General features: G+C 62.6%; 18 protein-coding genes. 8 read left to right on the plus strand and 10 right to left on the minus strand.

Annotated elements, in window-relative coordinates; genetic code table 11:
- Positions 1 to 295: 295 nt before the first annotated feature.
- Together QD408_RS09650 and QD408_RS09655 are read right to left on the minus strand one after the other, a co-directional pair.
- Complete coding sequence (locus QD408_RS09650; RefSeq protein ID WP_414139150.1) at positions 296 to 1,225, minus strand: adenylate/guanylate cyclase domain-containing protein; 930 nt, start codon at positions 1,223 to 1,225, stop codon at positions 296 to 298.
- Positions 1,226 to 1,347: 122 nt separating this feature from the next.
- A complete protein-coding gene (locus tag QD408_RS09655; RefSeq protein WP_414139151.1) occupies positions 1,348 to 2,043 on the minus strand; it encodes a TetR/AcrR family transcriptional regulator in 696 nt (231 codons plus the stop codon).
- Positions 2,044 to 2,214: 171 nt separating this feature from the next.
- Here QD408_RS09655 and QD408_RS09660 point away from each other — a divergent pair, with 171 nt between their 5' ends.
- Positions 2,215 to 2,703, plus strand: coding sequence for a RidA family protein (locus QD408_RS09660; protein WP_414139152.1), 489 nt, complete (start codon positions 2,215 to 2,217; stop codon positions 2,701 to 2,703).
- A 9-nt stretch (positions 2,704 to 2,712) separates the two neighbouring features.
- On the opposite strand, the gene QD408_RS09665 is transcribed toward QD408_RS09660, so the two are convergent.
- Positions 2,713 to 3,624: a LysR substrate-binding domain-containing protein gene (locus tag QD408_RS09665; RefSeq protein WP_088681414.1), complete on the minus strand. Its 912-nt coding sequence runs from the start codon at positions 3,622 to 3,624 to the stop codon at positions 2,713 to 2,715.
- 103 nt (positions 3,625 to 3,727) lie between these two features.
- On the opposite strand from QD408_RS09665, the gene QD408_RS09670 reads away from it, so the two are divergent.
- Genes QD408_RS09670 through QD408_RS09685 form a run of 4 tightly spaced genes read left to right on the plus strand, consistent with a single transcriptional unit; the run spans position 3,728 to position 7,491 of the window.
- Positions 3,728 to 4,474, plus strand: a complete 747-nt coding sequence (locus QD408_RS09670) for a glucose 1-dehydrogenase (RefSeq protein ID WP_088681373.1) — start codon at positions 3,728 to 3,730, stop codon at positions 4,472 to 4,474.
- A 2-nt stretch (positions 4,475 to 4,476) separates the two neighbouring features.
- Positions 4,477 to 5,178, plus strand: a complete 702-nt coding sequence (locus QD408_RS09675) for a cupin domain-containing protein (protein ID WP_088681413.1) — start codon at positions 4,477 to 4,479, stop codon at positions 5,176 to 5,178.
- A gap of 1 nt (position 5,179) precedes the next feature.
- Positions 5,180 to 6,283 (plus strand): flavin monoamine oxidase family protein, encoded by a 1,104-nt coding sequence (locus QD408_RS09680; RefSeq protein ID WP_414139153.1) that lies wholly within the window; start codon positions 5,180 to 5,182, stop codon positions 6,281 to 6,283.
- The gene (locus tag QD408_RS09685; RefSeq protein ID WP_414139154.1) at positions 6,280 to 7,491 is read left to right on the plus strand and encodes an MFS transporter; all 1,212 of its coding nucleotides are present in this window, start codon (positions 6,280 to 6,282) and stop codon (positions 7,489 to 7,491) included. Before QD408_RS09680 ends, QD408_RS09685 begins: the two co-directional genes overlap by 4 nt.
- Positions 7,492 to 7,555: 64 nt before the next feature.
- Here QD408_RS09685 and QD408_RS09690 read toward each other — a convergent pair whose 3' ends face one another.
- The 5 genes from QD408_RS09690 to QD408_RS09710 all read right to left on the minus strand — a co-directional run bounded on the left by QD408_RS09690 (position 7,556) and on the right by QD408_RS09710 (position 13,690).
- On the minus strand, positions 7,556 to 7,948 hold the full coding sequence (locus tag QD408_RS09690; protein ID WP_414139155.1) for a GFA family protein: 393 nt from the start codon (positions 7,946 to 7,948) through the stop codon (positions 7,556 to 7,558).
- A gap of 104 nt (positions 7,949 to 8,052) precedes the next feature.
- Positions 8,053 to 9,603, minus strand: coding sequence for a SpoVR family protein (locus QD408_RS09695; RefSeq protein WP_088681369.1), 1,551 nt, complete (start codon positions 9,601 to 9,603; stop codon positions 8,053 to 8,055).
- Complete coding sequence (locus QD408_RS09700; protein ID WP_088681368.1) at positions 9,600 to 10,874, minus strand: YeaH/YhbH family protein; 1,275 nt, start codon at positions 10,872 to 10,874, stop codon at positions 9,600 to 9,602. Before QD408_RS09700 ends, QD408_RS09695 begins: the two co-directional genes overlap by 4 nt.
- 12 nt (positions 10,875 to 10,886) lie before the next feature.
- Positions 10,887 to 12,830 (minus strand): PrkA family serine protein kinase, encoded by a 1,944-nt coding sequence (locus QD408_RS09705; RefSeq protein WP_088681367.1) that lies wholly within the window; start codon positions 12,828 to 12,830, stop codon positions 10,887 to 10,889.
- A 383-nt stretch (positions 12,831 to 13,213) separates the two neighbouring features.
- Positions 13,214 to 13,690, minus strand: a complete 477-nt coding sequence (locus tag QD408_RS09710) for a VOC family protein (protein ID WP_414139156.1) — start codon at positions 13,688 to 13,690, stop codon at positions 13,214 to 13,216.
- 223 nt (positions 13,691 to 13,913) lie between these two features.
- Between QD408_RS09710 and QD408_RS09715 the strand changes: the two genes are divergently transcribed.
- Positions 13,914 to 16,406: an ATP-dependent helicase gene (locus tag QD408_RS09715; protein WP_414139157.1), complete on the plus strand. Its 2,493-nt coding sequence runs from the start codon at positions 13,914 to 13,916 to the stop codon at positions 16,404 to 16,406.
- A gap of 24 nt (positions 16,407 to 16,430) precedes the next feature.
- Here the strand turns inward: QD408_RS09715 and QD408_RS09720 are convergent, their stop codons facing one another.
- Complete coding sequence (locus tag QD408_RS09720; RefSeq protein WP_414139158.1) at positions 16,431 to 16,778, minus strand: hypothetical protein; 348 nt, start codon at positions 16,776 to 16,778, stop codon at positions 16,431 to 16,433.
- 306 nt (positions 16,779 to 17,084) lie between these two features.
- Here QD408_RS09720 and pncA point away from each other — a divergent pair, with 306 nt between their 5' ends.
- Both pncA and QD408_RS09730 read left to right on the plus strand, forming a co-directional pair.
- Positions 17,085 to 17,711 (plus strand): bifunctional nicotinamidase/pyrazinamidase, encoded by a 627-nt coding sequence (gene pncA, locus QD408_RS09725; protein WP_414139159.1) that lies wholly within the window; start codon positions 17,085 to 17,087, stop codon positions 17,709 to 17,711.
- 149 nt (positions 17,712 to 17,860) lie between these two features.
- Positions 17,861 to 18,997: a diguanylate cyclase domain-containing protein gene (locus QD408_RS09730; RefSeq protein WP_414139160.1), complete on the plus strand. Its 1,137-nt coding sequence runs from the start codon at positions 17,861 to 17,863 to the stop codon at positions 18,995 to 18,997.
- A 29-nt stretch (positions 18,998 to 19,026) separates the two neighbouring features.
- Here QD408_RS09730 and QD408_RS09735 read toward each other — a convergent pair whose 3' ends face one another.
- Entirely contained in the window at positions 19,027 to 19,287 is a 261-nt protein-coding gene (locus QD408_RS09735) for a DUF2164 domain-containing protein (protein ID WP_088681362.1), read from the minus strand.
- Positions 19,288 to 19,305: the final 18 nt, after the last annotated feature.

Here is a 19,305-nt window from a genome sequence, read left to right on the forward strand (position 1 = left end):
ACCAGTCTTCGCAATTCAACCACGAGGCAGGCAGCGACTCATGGGGCCATTGGCCAACATCAAATGCTTACGTCTCGGTCAGGTAGCATTATGCAACGATCTTGGTTGGAGAGAGTGCTCAAGCGACGATGTTGGGGAAACAGGTTCATTCAATCGGATGCTCGCTTGATAGCCATTGCATCCGTTCCGGGCCTTTTGCGCACCCGTCGGCTTGAGAGTTGATAACAACGCAAGCGAGTCGCGGCAACGAGGGTTTCTGGGCGAAATACCGCGTAACGTACTGCGTGCCGAATATCTATCGGCGCATCGACCATCGCAGGCCGATCATCGCTGCGATCCCCAGGATCGGCCACACCGCCCAGAAGGTCCCGCTCCAGGTGAAGAGGTTGATGCCGATGATGCCGAGCGCGACGATCGCGAGCGCGGCGAACTTGCGGTCGAACCAGGTCTGGCCGCGATTCCAGGCAAGCGCCGCCACGACGGCAAGCGCCAGCACGGGAAACCGCGCCCAGAAAACGCCCTGCCACGACAGCAGATTGATGACGATCAGCACGACGGCGATGACGCCGAGCACGGCAAACAGCCTCCGTCCGCCGGGCGCCGGCCTTGCCTCGGTCATGACGGCGGCCGCCGCCGGCTGCGGCCGGGTGGCAGCGGGTCGTTCGGCGGAGGGTCGTTCGGCAGGTGGGGCCTCGTCGCCTCCGTCGCCGATTCTCACCGCATAGCTCGGCACACCCTCTTCGACATTCTTCACCATCAGCGGCCCGAGAAACTCGAAACCGACCGCCACCTTGTTGCGCACCTGGTCGTAAACGGTGCTCGATATGACGATGCCGCCCGGCGAAGCCGACGTCTGCAGCCGCGCGGCGATATTGACGCCGTCGCCATAGATGTCGTCGCCTTCGACGATCACGTCGCCGAGATTGATGCCGATGCGGAAGAGCATGCGCCCGTCGCTCGGGCGGCGGGCATTGAAGCCTGCGAGTTCGTTCTGGGTATCGACGGCCGCGCGCACCGCCTCGACCACGCTCGGAAACTCCGCGATCAGCCCGTCGCCCCAGGTGTTGACGACGCGACCGCCATGGCTTTCGATCAGGTGCTCCATCGCTTCCCGGCAGCGCTTCAGCGTCGCGAGCGTCCCCTCCTCGTCGGCTCCCATCAGCCGCGTATAGTCCTGCACGTCAGCACAGAAGATCGTCGTCAGCTTACGCCGCGTGTCACTCATGGCTCCTCGTCTCCGCGCCGAGATCGCTGCAAAGGCCGAAGCTGGTCGAATGGAGGTCGATATGGCCGATTGCAGCGGGGGTCAGGTTACTAAGCCTTTGTGTTCGTTGCCACCGATAATTGTTATCTCGGAGCAAGGCCATCGAGCAGGAAGTCGAGGCCTTTGCGGAAAGCGCCGTCCCAATCATTATCCAGCAGCAGACGAGAGCGTTCGATTGCCGGGTAGTGTTCGCCGAGGCTTGCAAGCCGCTGCTGCGCGGCGGCCCTGCCCTCCTCCGAAAGATCGAAGTTTGCCCGGGTGACAGTAGCGCCCATCACATAATTCCAAAGCGACCATATCGCGGCGTTCAAATCCGCATCGGCGACACCGGCGCCGGAGAGAATCCTGTTCAACCGTTCCAGCCGGGCGAGGATGTTCGGGCCGAGCGCCCGGCGCGGCAGCAGCAATGCCGACCAGGGATGGCGCAGCATGCCGGCGCGCCAGTCCTCAAGCATATGAACGACTTCCCCGCGCCAGTCCTCGGACGCGGCCGTTTCGGGCGATCCGCGATATGCGAGCACCGAGTCGAGCGCCAGGTCGAAGACTTTCTCCTTGTTGTCGACATGCCAATAGAGGCTCATCGCCCCCGAACCGAGACGATCGGCAAGCCGGCGCATCGTCAACCCGTCGACGCCTTGAGCGTCCAGCAGTTCCACCGCGGTCGCGACGATCCGCTCCAGAGACAGAGCCGGTTCATTGCGCGGCTCCTGCGCGGGCCGCGCAGACGCGGTTTTCCCCGGAGACCGTTTGCTCTGCGCGCCGCTGCGTTTGGCTGCCATCCGTTTTCCCTGCCGATCACTGCGCCGATTTAAGCGGACAATGTGGGGAATGTCGATCCTCGACAGTTGACTCGTACGATGTACGATGCAATTCAATCGTACATCGTACGAGTCAATTCGACCATCCGGCGCGAGGTCAGTCCTTCGCGCCCATCGGAGCCAAGAAAAACCATGTCACGCGCAATCCAGCATCTGCTCATCGGAGGCCTCATCATCATGACAACAGCGGTTCCCAGCATGACGACAGCAAGCGAGAAGGATCTCAAGCTGACCATCGTCAACCCGCAGAAGCTCTACGACCCGACGCCGAACGGCTACAGCACTGCGGTGATCGTGCCGCGCGAAGCTCGGCTCGCGTACATCTCAGGACAGGGCGGCCAGGACGGCACCGGGACCCTGTCGCCTGATTTCGCCGTCCAGGTGAAACAGGCCTACGCAAATCTGCACACCGCCCTCGATGCGCTTGGCGCAAGGCCGGATCAGGTCGCCAAGCTCACGGTCTTCGTGGTCGATCACGATATGTCCAAGCTCGAGGTGCTGACCAGGAACGTCAAGGAAATGTTCGGCGAGGCACTGCCGGCGCAGACGCTGATTCCCGTGCCCAAGCTCGCCATCGACCCCATGCTCTTCGAAGTCGAAGCCGTCGTCATGCTGGAATAGCGGCAGCGATCATCGCTGCAAGGAGCGACCCGCCAGCCAGTCGTGAAACGCGCCGACCTCGTGCCGTCGTAACGCCTTGGGCGCAGCCACGATGTAATAGGCCCATTTGACGGGCCATCGGACCTCCGGCAGCAGATGCGCCAGCCGGCCACTCTCCAACTCCTGCGCCACGAGCGCCTTTCGCACGAGGGCCACGCCTCTTGCCGCGACCGCCGCGTGAATGACGGCGGCGGTGGAATTGATCTTCAGGCCGCCATCGGCGGGCGCCTGGTTGGCGCCGGCTCGGGCGAGCCATTCGCTCCAGCTTGGAAAATCCCCGCCGGGATGGGCTGTTCCGTCATGGATCAGCGTCTGCTCCGCGATCCATCCTGCCGTTACGTCGCGATCGGCGGGCAAGAGCCTGTTATGGCAGACGGCGATGATCTCTTCGCCCATCAGAAAGGTGGACCGCACGCCCTTCCAGGAGCCCAGGCCGCATCTGATGCCGATATCCGCCTCGCCCTGGGCGAGATCGATGACCCGGTCCGAAACGTCGAGCCGCACGTCGATACCGGGATAGGCTGATGAAAAATCTTCGAGCCGGGACAAAAGCCAGTTGGCGACGAGCGCCTGCGACGCCGTCACCACCACGACCGAACGGGCCTTGCGGCCGCTGAGCTTGCGAAGGCCGGATTCGAGAAGATCGAGCCCTTGGGCAATCTCTTCGAGAGCCTCCCGCGCCTCGTCGACCGGCGTCAGGCGCTCGGTGCCGGAACGGCTCCGCCTGAACAATGGATATCCGACCCAATCCTCCAGCGAGCGGACAAGCTGGCCGACGGCGGGCGGCGTGACGTCGAGTTCGGTGGCCGCCCCGACGAAGCTGCCGTGCCGTGCAGATGCCTCCAGCGCCTGGAGCGAACGTAGTCTGGTGAGGTTTCTCATATCGTTCACGACAAAGTTTTTCTTTCTTTGCGATATGGCGTCTTTTCCTCGCGAACGCAAATCCTCGCGTTAGCATATGGCGGAAAACACGAGGATTTGACACATGGTTCTGCAAGGAAAGACAGCATTGGTGACGGGCGGCTCGAGCGGCATCGGCCTCGCCGCCGCACGCATGCTGCGCGACAACGGCGCCCGCGTCGCGATCACCGGACGCTCCGGGGAAAAGCTCGCGCATGCCGTGGCCGAGCTCGGCGGCGACGTCCTTGCCATCGAGGCCGACGTTTCCTCCCTCGAAGAGCTGAGACTGGCAAACGGCAAGATAAGGGAGACATTCGGATCGCTGGATATCCTGTTCGCCAATGCGGGCGTTGCGCTCGGCACGCCGCTCGCGACGACGGACGAGGCCACCTATCACAGGATCATGGATGTGAACGTGAAGGGCGTCTTCTTCACGGTACAGGCGATGCTGCCGCTGATGCGCGAGGCCGGCTCGATCGTTCTCAACACCTCCTGGCTCAACCAGGTCGGAACACCCGGCCGGGCGATCCTCTCCGCCTCGAAGGCGGCGGTCCGCTCCTTTGCCAGAACGATGTCGGCGGAGCTGCTCGACAGGAAGATCCGGGTCAATGCCGTCAGTCCCGGTTCGATCGAGACGCCGATCCACCGCGGCAGCAACCAGAGCGAAGAAGAGTTCCGCAGCTATGCGGACCGGGTCGGCACGCAGGTGCCGCTCGGCCGCATGGGCAGGCCGGAGGAGATCGCGGCCGCCGTGCTCTTCCTGGCAAGCGACGCTTCGAGTTACATGCTCGGCGCGGAGATTGTCGTCGATGGCGGCAGATCGGAGCTATGACCATGCTGTTGAACGAAGACCTCACCAGGCGAACGCTCGTCCATGCCGCAGAACGCGACTGGGTGGCGAGCCCGATAAAGGGCGTGGACCGGCGCATGCTTTTCCGGATCGGCGGGGAGAAGGCCCGCGCGACATCGATCGTCCGTTACGCCAGGGAAAGCCGGTTCTCGCATCATGAACATCCCGGCGGCGAGGAGTTTCTCGTCCTCGACGGCATCTTCCAGGACGAGAGCGGCGACTTTCCCGCCGGCACCTATGTCCGCAACCCGCCCGGGTCAGGACACGCGCCGCGAAGCGAAGACGGCTGCACGATCCTGGTCAAGCTCTGGCAGTTCAAGGCGGCCGATCGTGAACGCATCGTCCGGCTGCCCGGCGAAGGCCAGCCATCCCAAGCTCGCCCCGGCGTCGCCTCGTCGCGGATGCTCTTCAACGGCTCGGACGAGCGCGTGATGCTGGAGGATTGGCATCCGGATGCCGAGATCGAGATCGCCAATCCGAACGGACTCGAACTGCTGGTGATCGAAGGTGGCTTCACGGAGACCGGCGACACGCTCGGCCGCTGGAGCTGGCTTCGCCTGCCCGCCGGCCGGCCGCTTCAGGCAAAGGCCGGAGGGCAAGGCGCGCGCGTCTGGTACAAATCCGCCCCGCTCCTGCATCAGGACGTCTGCGTCTTCGACAATCCCGAACGCCCTGGGGATAAGTGACATGGAAACTTGCAAAGTGGCTGTGGTCGGCGGCGGCCTGGCCGGGCTCTACACGGCCCAGGCGCTCAATGCTTCCGGCGTCGACGTCATCCTGCTGGAAGCGCGCGAGCGGCTTGGCGGCCGCATCCTGACGGCCGATGAAACCGGCCTGCCGGCGGAAGACGGCTTCGATCTCGGCCCCTCATGGTACTGGCCGCTGATGCAGCCTGCCATGGCGACGCTCGTCGCCGAGCTCGGGCTTGCCGCCTTCGGCCAGAACAGCGAGGGAGCCGTTGTCTTCGAACGCATGTCGCGCGAGAAGCCGCAGCGCTATCTGCCGGCGGCGCTGGATCAGCAGTCGGTGCGGCTTGCGGGCGGCACGGCGGCGGCGATCTGTGCCTTGGCGGACAAACTTCCGGCTGAGCGCGTCCGTCTCGGCACGACGGTGACGGCAATGGATCTCGCCGAAGACGGCGTGCGGCTCACCGTGAAGACGGGCGACGAGAGCGCGGAAGTGCTGCATGCGAAACTCGTCGTCGCCGCCTTGCCGCCGCGGCTCCTGGAGGCGACGCTCACATTTACGCCCCCGCAGGAGCCGGCAACCGCCGCCCGCTGGCGCAACACCCCGACATGGATGGCGCCGCATGCGAAATTCTTCGCCATCTACGACAAACCCTTCTGGCGCACGGATGGCCTCTCCGGCACGGCGCAGAGCATGGTGGGGCCGCTGGTCGAAATCCACGACGCGACGACCGCCTCGGGCAAGCCGGCCCTCTTCGGTTTCCTCGGTGTCGGCGCGGATCAGCGCGCCACGCTTGGCGAGCAGGTCTTGAAGCAGGCATGCCTCGCACAGCTTGCGAGGCTTTTCGGCCCCGAGGCCCTTGAGCCGCGCGCGACGCTGCTGAAAGATTGGGCTGCCGATTCGCTGACAGCGACTGCGGCGGACCGCGCAGGCGGCGGACATCCCGTGCCGGGAAATCCGCGCTGGGTATCCGGCCCGTGGGAATCCCGCCTTCTGCTGGCGGCAAGCGAAACCAGCGAATCCGAACCGGGATATCTCGCCGGCGCCGTCATGGCCGCCAAGCGGGCCGTCGCGGAAATCCGGTCCAAGATGGATAGAGAATGAACGTCATTCAGCAAGTTTCGGCAGACCCTGAGACCGCAAGGCGCAATTCATGGATTCTGACCGTCGCGCAGGCCTTCGGCGGCGCGAACGCGCCCGTCGTCGTTTCGCTCGGCGGACTGGTGGGGCAGCAGCTGTCGCCCGATCCCGATCTCATCACCCTGCCGGTCAGTCTGCTCAATCTCGGGCTGGCGCTCGGCACTCTGCCGGCGGCCTATGTCATGCGCCGCTTCGGGCGGCGGGCGGGTTATCTGCTCGGCACGGTCATCGGTCTGGTCTCCGGCCTGATCGCCGCCATAGGCATCGTTCTCGGCAGTTTCATCGTCTTCTGTCTCGGCACCTGCCTTGCCGGTTTCTATTCGTCCTATGTCCAGAGCTACCGTTTCGCCGCGACCGACCATGCGAGCGGAGCCGAAAGCCAGAAGGCGATCGCCCGTGTCATGATCGGCGGCCTCGCGGCGGCGATCATCGGACCGCAGCTCGTCATCTGGACGCGCGATGCGGTTCCGGGAACGCCCGTCGCCGGAAGCTTCGTGAGCCAGGCGGTCCTCGCCGCGCTGGCCTTCCCGATCCTCTTTCTGCTTCGCACATCTTCGCTGCCGAGAACCGCCGGCCGGGAAAGCGCTGCCGAGCGGCCGCTTTTCCAGATCCTCTCGTCGCCGCGTTATCTCCTGGCCATCGCGACAGGCGTCGTCTCCTACGGCCTGATGACCTTCGTCATGACCGCCTCGCCGATCGCCATGGTGGGGCACGGACATTCGATCGACCAGGCGGCTCTCGGCATCCAATGGCACATCCTTGCCATGTACGGGCCGAGCTTCGTGACCGGGCGGCTGATGGTGCGCTTCGGCAAGGAACGTGTGGCGGCCGTCGGCCTGTTCCTGATCGGCGGCTCGGCAGCGGTTGCGCTTTCCGGCTTCGACATCGCCCATTTCTGGATCTCGCTGGTGCTGCTCGGGATCGGCTGGAACTTCGGCTTCATCGGCGCGACCGCCATGGTGGCCGACTGCCACACGCCGGCCGAGCGCAGCAAGGTTCAGGGGGCGAACGATTTCCTCGTCTTCGGAACCGTCGCCTGCGCCTCCTTCTCATCGGGATCGCTGCTGCACAGTTCCGGCTGGGAAACGATCAACTGGATCGTGCTTCCCGCGGTCGCCCTGGTTCTGGTTCCCCTGGTCTGGCGCGCGGCCCGTCCGGTCCACGCTTCGTAACAGGTTTCAGGCAAGCCGCGCCACTCGGCCACCTCGCGACGGCACCGTTGCACCGCTCTCGCCGCTATTCCTCGAAGCGGCCCTCCCCCTCGCGATCATGCTCATATCGTCTCGCAAGCGGGAACGGCGGCAGCCAGGATTCGCGGCGGACCGTCCAGAGTTCGTAGGTCGGGACCAGTTGGTCGGGCGCGTCAAGAGAGCCCAGATTCACTTCGATTTCGTCGGCGGTGCGGGAGAAAACCGACGAGCCGCAACGGGGGCAGAAAAACCGCCCGGCATAGGCGCGCGTTTCGCCCTCGATCGTCACCGCATCCTTAGGAAATATCGCCGAAGCGTGAAAAAGCGCCCCGTGATGCTTGCGGCAGTCGAGGCAATGACAAAGGCCGACCCGGTACGGACGTCCCGACGCCACGATCCGCACTTCGCCGCACAGGCAGCCGCCCGTGAAACGCTCCATCTGCGCCTCCTTCAGAATCAAACGGGCCGTGCGTCCAAGGCCGGCGCCGACAGCCGGTGGCGAGCCAGAGCCTTACCCGAGGGGCCTCGGAGAAAGTCAACCGATCACTGAACGATCTTGCGCGGGCTTGCCGTATGCTCCCGCGCCACGACGTTCGAACCGTCGATCTCCTGAAGCAGGACATCGTAGCCCCAGAGGTCGGCGAGATGCTGCAGGACCTGTTTCATGTCGGTCTCCTGCAGATAGCAGCCGTTCATGACGATGTGCTGCAAGAGCAGGCGACGGTCGCCGGCGAGGTCGACGTCGACGATATCGATCGCCGGGTCGGTCCAGCCGATATCGTATTCGCGGGAGAGCTGGCGGCGGATGCGGAGATAACCGCGCTCGTTGTGGATCGCCGAAACCAGTATGCCTTCGGTCTGTTCCGGATCGTCGTAGAGATGGAACAGCCTGAGTTGGCGCATCAGGTTCGGGCTCAGGAACTGGCTGATGAAGCTTTCGTCGCGGTAATTGGCCCAGATATCGCGGAGCACGCCCATCGCATCGCCGCGTCCCGCGATATCGGGAAACCATGCGCGGTCCTCTTCCGTCGGGGCAGTCACGATCCGCTCGATGTCCTGCATCATCGCAAAACCGAGCGCATAGGGGTTGAAGCCCGAGAAGCGCCGGTCGTCGTAGTTTGGCTGAAACACGACATTGGCATGCGATTTCAGGAATTCGAGGAAGTTTCCGTCGCTGATCTGCCCGCGCTGGTGCAGCCGGTTCATGATCTGGTAATGGACATAGGTCGCGGTTCCCTCGTTCATCACCTTGGTCTGCCGCTGCGGATGGAAATATTGGGCGACATGGCGGACGATGCGAAGGATTTCGCGCTGCCATGGCTGCAGCCGCGGCGCGGTTTTCTCCAGGAAGTAGAGGATATTGTCCTGCGGCAGGCCGAGCGCGGCGCGCCGCTTTTCGAGCCCGATGTCACCCGCCTTTTTCGCCTTGCCGACGGGAACGGTGCGCCAGAGGTCATTATACATCTGCTCTTCGTGAAGGCGGCGCTCCTGCAGCCGCTTCTCTTCCTGGCGAAGATCGAGCGTGTTCTTGCCCGCGTACCGGTGCACGCCATGCGACATCAGCGCATGGGCCGCATCGAGCGTGCGCTCGACCGCCACTTCGCCGTAACGCTCCTCGCAGCGGGCGATGTAACCCTTGGCGAAATCGAGATAGTCGAGGATGCCTTCCGCGTCGGTCCAGAGCTTGAAGAGATAGTTGTTCTTGAAGAAGTGGTTATGGCCGAAGGCCGCATGCGCGATGACGAGCGTCTGCATCGTCGCCGTGTTCTCCTCCATCAGGTAGGAGATGCAGGGGGAGCTGTTGATGACGATCTCATAGGCAAGGTCGCGCATCCCCCGGCGATAGAAGGCCTCGTGATGGGCGAAGTGCTTGCCGAAGGACCAATGGCGGTAAAAGAGCGGCATGCCGGTCGAGGAATAGGCGTCCAGCATCTGCTCCGAGGTGATCACCTCGATCTGGTTCGGATAGACGTCGAGGCCGAGTTCGCCGAGCGCGATATCCTCGCAGGCATCGTGGATGCGCTGCAGTGTCGTGAAGTCCCAGTCGGCGCCTTCGAACAGCAGCAGCTCTTTCGCCCTCAGCGTCGTGGTCATGGCGTTACCTTCGATTGTGCGTCACGTTTCTGGAAGAGATCGTGGAAAACCGGGAAGATCTCGCTTCGCCGGCAGACCTTACGCATCGAAAGCGGCAGGAGTTCGGAGCGGATGCCTTCATAAAGCATCCAGAGAGGCGAACGGGATATCGAAGAGTCGCCGCCCTCTTCGCCGACTTCGATATAGGCGAAATACTGGCAGAGCGGCAAAATCTCCTGCAGCAGTTGCCCGGTCAGGCTTCCGTCCGAATGGGCGTTGTCGCCGTCCGAAGCCTGGGCGCCGTAGATGTTCCACTCGGCCGGATCGAAACGCTGCGCGATGATCCCGCGCATCGCCGCAAGGGCGCTCGATACCAGCGTGCCGCCCGTCGCCGGGCCGTAGAAGAAGGTTTCCTCGTCCACCTCCTCGGCCCTGTCGGTATGGCGGATGAAGACGATCTCGACCTTCTTGTAGCGCTTCGACAGGAACAGGTAGAGCAGCAGGTAGAACCGCTTCGCCAGGTCCTTCATGTGCTCCGACATGGAACCGGAGACGTCCATGAGGCAGAACATCACGGCCTTCGCCACCGGCTTCGGCTCGTTTTCGAAGCGGCGATACCGGACGTCGAGCGGGTCGATATAAGGAATGCGCCGGCTTTTTTCCTCCAGGGTCTTGAGCTTTGCCTCGAGCCCCAGGCGGATCTCCTCGTCCTCGCATTCCGCGATCTGCCGCTGCAGGTCTTCGATCTCTTCGGGACGCGGGCGGCGAAGCGCGATGCGGCGCATCATCGCGAGCCTGGTCGTGCGGCCGACGGCAATGTTGGAGGGCGAGCCCGAAACGGAATAGCCGGCCCGGAACGGAGTTTCCTCCTCGGTTTCGGCCAGCCGCCGCTTGGCGAGGTCGGGCAGTTCCAGATCGTCGAGGAAGACGTCGAGGAATTCCTCGCGTGTCAGCACGAAACGGAAGCCGTCCTCGCCGTCGCCCTCGCCCGCATCCTTCGGCTTCCCGCCCTTGCCGCCCGGCGGCCGTGGAAGGATATCGCCTTCCACGAAGGCCCTGTTGCCGGGCAGGATATGGTCGCTGATGCCGCCGTCGCCCCTGCGCAGGCTCGGTTCGGCCATTCCATCGATCGGCAGGCTGATTTCCCCGCCGTCGAGCACATCTCGAATGTTTCGGTTTTGCAGAGAACGTTTGACCGCCTGCTGCACGGCGCCCTTCATGCGTCGAAGGAACCGCTGCCGATTTTCCAGACTTTTACCGCGCGGATTCAGCCGCCGGTCGACAATGTGCATAATGGCTCCGCATTAACTTGCCTGTTTGACGCGCATGTACCATTCCACAAGGCGTCGAACCTGCCTCTCGGTGTAACCCCGCGCGGCCATGCGCGAGACGAATTCGCTGTGCTTCTTTTCCGTTTCGGAATCCTTCTTCGATCCGAAGGAAATGACCGGCAAGAGATCCTCGACCTGCGAGAACATTCGCTTTTCGATGACTTCCCGGATTTTCTCGTAGCTCGTCCATGACGGATTCTTTCCGCCGTTGGCTGCCCGCGATCTCAAGCAGAACTTGACGATTTCGTTGCGGAAATCCTTCGGATTGGCGATTCCGGCGGGCTTTTCGATTTTCGTCAGTTCCTGGTTGAGGAGCTCACGGTCGAGAAGCTGGCCGGTATCCGGATCCTTGAAGTCCACATCTTCGATCCAGGCATCGGCATAATCCACGTAGCGGTCGAACAGGTTCTGTCCGTAGTCCGCATAGGATTCAAGATAGGCCTTCTGGATCTCATTGCCAATGAACTCTGCGTAACGCGGCGCAAGATCCGCCTTGATGAACTCGAGATAACGCTTCTCGACATCGTCGGAAAACTGCTCCCGGCGGATCGACTGTTCCAGCACATACATCAGATGCACCGGATCGGCGCCGATGTCTGTCGTATCGTGGTTGAAGGTGGAGGCGAGCACCTTGAAGGCGAAGCGGGTCGATATCCCGTCCATGCCCTCGTCGATACCCGCCGCATCCCGATATTCCTGCACGCTGCGGGCGCGCGGATCGGTTTCCTTCAGGCTCTCGCCGTCATAGGTGCGCATCTTCGAGAAGAAGGTCGAATTCTCGTGCTTGCGCAGTCGCGAGAGCACCGAGAAACGGGCGAGCATTTCGAGCGTCGCGGGCGCGCATGGCGCATCGGCAAGTTCCGATCCCTCGATCAGCTTCTCGTAGATTTTCTGCTCTTCCGTCACGCGCAGGCAATAGGGCACCTTGATCACGCAGATACGGTCGATGAAGGCTTCGTTGTTCTTGTTGGCCTTGAAGGTCTGCCATTCCGCCTCGTTCGAATGCGCGAGCACGATGCCGGAGAAGGGTATGGCGCCGATATTCTCGGTGCCGATATAGTTCCCCTCCTGCGTCGACGTCAGCAGCGGATGCAGCATCTTGATCGGCGCCTTGAACATCTCGACGAATTCGAGGATGCCCTGGTTGGCGCGGTTGAGCCCGCCCGAATAGCTGTAGGCATCGGGATCGTTCTGCGAATAGGTCTCCAGCTTGCGGATATCGACCTTGCCGACCAGCGAAGAGATATCCTGGTTGTTCTCGTCGCCGGGCTCGGTCTTGGCGATGGCGATCTGGCGCAGCCGCGAAGGCTGGACCCTGACGACGCGGAAGCGGGAAATATCGCCGCCGAAATCATCGAGCCGCTTCAGGCACCACGGGCTCATCAGCCCGCTCAGGCGCCGCTGGGGAATGCCGTATTGCTCCTGCAGAAGCGGCCCCATCGTTTCCGGATCGAAGAGGTTGAGCGGGCTTTCGAAAACGGGGCTGATCTCGTCGCCCGCCTTCAGCACGTAGATCGGGTGGACCTCCATCAGGAGCTTCAGCCGCTCCGCCAGCGAAGACTTGCCGCCGCCGACCGGGCCGAGGAGATAGAGGATCTGCTTGCGCTCCTCCAGCCCCTGCGCGGCGTGGCGGAAGAAGGAAACGATGCGCTCGATCGTCTCTTCCATGCCGTGGAAGCCGGTGAAGGCAGGATAGATCCGGATGGTCCGGTTCATGAAGATCCGGCCGAGGCGCGCGTCCCTTGAAGTATCGACCATCTGCGGCTCGCCGATCGCGGCGAGCAGGCGTTCGGTCGCATTGGCGTAGGCGATCGGTTCTTTTTTGCAGAGATCGAGATATTCCGCCACCGACATATCGGTTTCGCGGCGCGCTTCGTAACTGCGGGTAAACGCATCGAATACGGATTCGCTTAGCATGGGCCCTCCATCAAGGTTCTGCCACAGGCTTCAGGTGCTCCTATAACCATCGAGATGGCCACGGTGTTCCTGAGAATCAATAGTTTCGTAGCTATATTCCACGCTCACCGGCCGTTTCTGGCAATGCACAAAGATGTGCATGCACCGGATCTTTTTTGAACTCTACGAAACTGTTTATTATTGTAGTTGAGAACGGGCCTGTCGCGGTATCAGCACATTTCGCGACGTGACATGAATGTCGAAAAGGTGTGCAATGTCGCCCGTGATTCGAGCTTTCGAAAAAATGCCGGCGGGCAGCCCCGGTCGGCCGAGCGCGCGCTCTCACGGCCCGCGCGCCCTGGAACCGGCATATCCTCCCCGTCCTGAATCACGCCTGCGGCCTCTCAGCCGTTGAACGCCTTCTCCAGCGCGGCGATGTCGATCTTGACCATGCCGAGCATCACCTCGGTCACGCGCTTGCCCCGCTCACGGTCGCTGTCGGCAACCATTTCGGCAAGCGCCCGCGGCACGATCTGCCAGGAAAGGCCCCAGCGGTCCTTGAGCCAGCCACAGGCTTCCGGCGTGCCGCCATTGGCGAGAAAGGCATCCCAGATCCGATCGATCTCGGCCTGGCTGTCGAGCAGAACGGCAATCGAGAAGGAATGGTTGAAGCTGTCGAACGGGCCGGCTTTCATTGCCAGGAACTCCTGATCGCCGAGCGTGAATTCGATCAGCTCGACGCTGCCCGGAGGCCCGCTCGGGGTTTCCGCCGGCAATATGGTGGTACGCCCGATCCGCGAGTCCGGAATGATCGATACGTAGAATTCGACGGCTTCGCGCGCTTCCTCGGCGAACCAGAGATTGGAAACGACCTTCGACATGACAGCCTCCTTGTTGACGAGCTTTGATCCGGACCATGGGTCCGATGCTCCAAGGACGCGCCACCGGCGCGAATTCCGACAGGCCGCGGCTGGTATTTTTCGTCGTGGCGCGTCCGGTGCCCCCGCCGCGCGCAAGCAAACCGTTTGGGATAGCGGATGGCTCGGGAATGAAAGCAGAACATCTTTTCTGGTCTTTCCCTCCCGAATCACTACATTACGCGCCATGAGCAACAGTTTCGACGATATCCCCTTCTTCGACGAAGAGCCGGGCGAGGCGCCGCGCAAGCCGCAGCCTCCCCAGGCGCCGTCGGGAAAGGCGCCTGCGACGGGAAGCATTGCAGCAGGAGGCATCGCCGCCCGCGCCATGGCTGCCCGCGACGGCGGCAAGCGGCCGGATTATCTCGCCGGGCTGAACCCGGAGCAGACCGAAGCCGTCGAAACGCTGGAGGGCCCGGTCCTCGTGCTTGCCGGCGCCGGCACCGGCAAAACGCGCGTGCTGACGACCCGCATCGCCCATATCCTCAACACCGGCCGCGCCTTCCCCTCGCAGATCCTCGCCGTCACCTTCACCAACAAGGCGGCCCGCGAGATGAAGGAGCGCATCGCGCTGCTCGTCGGCGGCGCCGTCGAAGGCATGCCCTGGCTCGGCACCTTCCACTCGATCGGCGTCAAGCTTCTGCGCCGCCATGGCGAGCTCGTCGGCCTCAGCTCCGGCTTCACCATTCTCGACACCGACGACGTCGTGCGCCTGATCAAGCAGCTGATCCAGGCCGAAGGCCTCGACGACAAGCGCTGGCCGGCCAAGCAATTCGCCGGCATGATCGACACCTGGAAGAACAAGGGCCTCGGCCCCGCCGATATCCCCGAGGGCGATGCCCGCGCCTTTGCCAATGGCCGTGGGCGCGATCTCTATTTCGCCTATCAGGCGCGACTGACGACGCTGAACGCCTGCGATTTCGGCGACCTGCTGATGCATCCGATCGCGATCTTCCGCAAGAACCCGGATCTTCTGAAGGAATATCACGGCCGCTTCCGCTATATCCTCGTCGACGAGTACCAGGACACCAACACCGCCCAATATATGTGGCTGCGGCTTCTGGCCCAGCGCGCCAAGGGCGAGCCGCAGAATGTCTGCTGCGTCGGCGACGACGACCAGTCGATCTATGGCTGGCGCGGCGCGGAGGTCGACAATATCCTGCGCTTCGAGAAGGATTTCCCCGGCGCCAAGGTGATCAAGCTGGAGCGCAACTACCGCTCGACCGAACATATCCTCGGCGCCGCCGCCCATCTGATCGCCCACAATGAAGGCCGCCTGGGCAAGACGCTGTTCACCGACCGCGCCGATCCCGACGACGTCAAGGTGCAGGTCCATGCCTCCTGGGATTCGGAGGAGGAAGCCCGCGCCATCGGCGAGGAGATCGAGCAGCTCCAGCGTAACAAGCATCTGCTGAACGACATGGCGATCCTCGTGCGCGCCTCCTTCCAGATGCGCGAATTCGAAGACCGCTTCGTCACGCTGGGCCTCAACTACCGCGTCATCGGCGGCCCGCGCTTCTATGAGCGCCTCGAAATCCGCGATGCCATGGCCTATTTCCGCCTTGTCTCCCAGCCGGCCGACGATCTCGCCTTCGAGCGCATCATCAACACGCCGAAGCGCGGCCTCGGCGATACCACGGTGCGGGCACTCCACGACTACGCGCGCGCCCGCGACATCCCGATGCTGGCGGCAGCCGCCGACATCATCGAGACGGACGAGTTGAAGCCGAAGGCGCGCAAAGCCCTCTTCGACGTGATTCAATCTTTCCGCCGATGGCAGGAACTGCTTGAAAACACACCGCATACCGAACTTGCCGAGCAGATCCTCGAAGAGTCCGGCTATACCGACATGTGGAAGAACGACAAGAGCGCCGAGGCGCCCGGCCGCCTCGAAAACCTGAAGGAACTCATCCGCTCGATGGAAAGCTTCGAGTCGATGCGCGGCTTCCTCGAACATGTCTCGCTCGTCATGGACGCCGAGACCAACGAAAACCTCGACGCCGTCTCGATCATGACGCTGCATTCGGCCAAGGGCCTGGAATTCGACACCGTCTTCCTGCCCGGCTGGGAGGAAGGCCTGTTCCCGCACCAGCGCTCGCTCGATGAAAGCGGCCGCGCCGGCTTGGAGGAGGAACGCCGCCTCGCCTATGTCGGCATCACCCGCGCCAAGCGCCGCTGCCACATCTGGTTCGTTTCCAACCGCCGCATCCACGGCCTCTGGCAATCGACCCTGCCCTCGCGCTTCCTCGACGAATTGCCGGAAACCCATGTCGAGGTCGCCGAGATGGAGCAGAGCTACGGCGGTTACGGCCGCGGCGGCTACGGCCAGTCGCGCTTCGACAAGGCCGAACCCTTCGCCAACTCCTATTCCACCCCCGGCTGGAAACGCGCCCAGGCCAACAAGACCGAAGCCACCCGCGACAACTGGGGCACCCGCTCCGGCCACGCCGTCGAACGCATCGGTTATGGCGAAAGCGGCCCCAAGGGACGCACGATCGACGGCGAGCTGGTGGCGAAATCGACCTCGTCGGAACCGTCGAAGTTCACCCTCGGCGACCGCGTATTCCACATGAAATTCGGCAACGGCTACATCACCGGCATCGAAGGCAACAAGCTGACGATCGAATTCGACCGGGCCGGACAGAAGCGGGTGCTGGACGGCTTCGTCGAACGCGTGTGATCTTCCGGCGAAGCGCGGGAACCTTCACCCGAACATCCGCATGCTGCTGAGCCCGAGAATATCGTTCAGCAGGGCGATCCCCATTCCGAAGGCGACGATCGACAGCCCGATCAGGAACAGCCGCCGCGCCCGGTCATATCTGACGGCGAGCAGCGAGTCGCGCGCGAGCAGATCGGCAAACACCTTCACCTGAATGGCGATGCCGACCGTCAGAAACGCCATCGGCAGCAGATCGACACGGCTCCAGTCATTCGGATTGGATACCCAGAGACTGATGAAATTGAGCGAGAAGCCGAGAATGATCCCGGTCGCCGTCAACGACCCGTTGCGGAACGTCGCATCGATCTTTTCGTCTGGCTGAGTCTCGGACATGGCTTCGGTTCCGGCTGACGCTCAGGCAAGAAAGGCAGAAATCGCGGGCGGGAGCAAGATCGGCCTGGCATCGCATTTCCGAGAAGGCGGAAGAAATGGCGCATGGTGGCCGGCGCAAGACCTCTTACGCCATTCGACGCGACAGCCCCAGCTCCCGCACTGATTGTATTAGATCCTTCTGTTTCAGCGACTTACTACCGGTAGTGACCGAATTAACACTTGCATGTCGGCCCCCGGAAATTCACTAGTTGATGCATTCAGTGCATTTGGCATTTGCATTGCGATAAAGCGAAGGGATTGGCCTTGATGAAAGCGCTGCTGCTCGTCGATATCCAGAACGGCTTCTGTCCGGGCGGCAATCTGCCGGTGCCCGATGGCGACAAGGTGGTTCCCGTCGCAAACAGGCTGATCGACAGCGGCAAATACGATCTGATCGTTGCCTCGCAGGACTGGCATCCGCCGGGCCACGGCAGCTTCGCCTCCGCCCATCCGGGTGCTTCCCCCTTCGAGATGGGCGAACTCTCCGGCAAGCCGCAGATGATGTGGCCTGATCACTGCGTCCAGGGCACGCTCGATGCCGAATTGCATCCCCAGTTAAAATCCGAAGAGATCGACCTGATCCAGCAGAAGGGCGAAGATCCGAGGATCGACAGCTATTCGGCCTTCCGCGACAATGACCGGGATGCCTCCACCGGCCTTTCCGATTTCCTCGAGGACCAGGGCGTCACCGATCTCGACGTCTGCGGCCTCGCGACCGATTACTGCGTCAAGTTCTCCGCGCTGGACGCGCTGGAAATGATGCCCAATGTGCGCGTCCGCTTCATCGAGGATGGCAGCCGCGGCATCACGCCCGAAGGTGTCGCCGCCGCGATCGAGGAGATGCGCGCCCATGGCATCGCCATTATCGACAGCGCCACGGTTTTGACCGGCTGACTCCAACACTTTCAATCCTCGATACTGCTCGAGATAAAGGATCTGCCACCGTGCGCGAACGGCCGGGAACCCGCGCCGCGCCCGTCAAGCAGGAATTTATTCATCCGCATCGCCTATGAATATGACACCTGGGCAAAGAGTGCGAGGCAATGGACGAGGGGCGCGGCTTGTCGGAGATATCGAATGTTAAGGCTCGCTGGCACGGCCTGCTGATCTCCGTGCTCCGGCCCTCGCCCGATTTCGCTGCCCGGCATTATGACGAGCACAGGTTCAATTGCCTCGTCATGACACTGGTCACAGCCTTGGCCGGCACCTCGCTCTGGACATGGGACTTTACCCACGATCCCACCGGCGCGGCCAATACGGCTTGGTTACGCCTCGCCACGCTGCCTGTCGCATTGCCTTACATGGCGGCGCTTTGGTTGCGGGTCGACCGGCGTCTTGCCCTTGCCGCCGCATTGTTCATGTTCCTCGGCTGGGAGGCGTGTTTTTTCGTCATCATGGGACGCATCGAAGGCGGGTTTGTCTATGGCCTTGCCGGCTTCATGTATTTCGTCTTCATGCCGCTCCTGGCGACCCGATGCTTCACATTCGCCGGCAATGCAGCACTGGTCGTTGCCATTGTCGCCTTTCCGGAAGTGGTTGCCATGACGGGCGCCGTTCCGCTGTTTGCTGCGGACAAATATGCAGCCTTACTGGTGCCGGCGGGAAACATGAGCATTATCGCGGCCTTTATCATGGCATGGCTTTATGGCGCCAATGACGCTTTCCGGCAAAAGCTCGAGCTTGAGGCTGCGAGCGACGCGCTGACAGGGCTTTCCAACCGGCGGCGGTTCCGCCAGAAGCTTGAAGACGTCGCGCGGCGGCAGGGCATGGTCGGCCTTTTGACGCTCGATCTCGATCATTTCAAGCAGGTCAACGACACGATCGGTCACTTCGGCGGTGACGAATTGCTCATTCAGGTCGCCCGCCGCCTGCAGGCCTGCGTCCGCGCCGAAGACGAGGTCGCCCGCCTGGGTGGCGACGAGTTCGCGGTCATCCTCGGCGGTGAAATCAATGAACGCGAAGCGCGTCTCGTCGCCGAGAGGATGCTGGAGGCACTCGAGCGGCCGTTCTCGATCAGCGGCGAGAGCTTGACGATTTCAGCCAGCATCGGGGTGTCGATCCGCCCGACCCATGACGGTACCGTGACGCAAATCTACGAAATTGCCGATGCCGCCATGTATGCGGTCAAGGCCAAGGGCCGGCGGGGATACGGCTTTGAAGCGGTCAAGACGGCGGTTTGAGAGCAAGGACTGAGAGGCGCCGCGTCCCCCTACGGGCTCGCGGTTTTGCTCTTCTCGTCGCGCTCCAGAAGATAGATGTCCTCCGCCAGATCCTCCATCTTCTTCAGGAGGGCCGCATGGGCGTCGCGCAGGCCCTGATTGTAATAATGGGCGCCGATTTCTTCCGCGAAAAAGTCGAGCAGGAATTCGGCCGGCAGGGCGCCGATGGGATCGAGTTCCCGATCGAAATAAGCGCGGATGCGCGAAACGATCTCAGCCTTTTCTTCCCTGGAAAATTCGATCTTCTGCATGCTTGCCTCTCCGCCGAA

Source organism: Rhizobium sp. BR 249, assembly GCF_047445895.1.
Classification (GTDB): Bacteria; Pseudomonadota; Alphaproteobacteria; order Rhizobiales; family Rhizobiaceae; genus Rhizobium.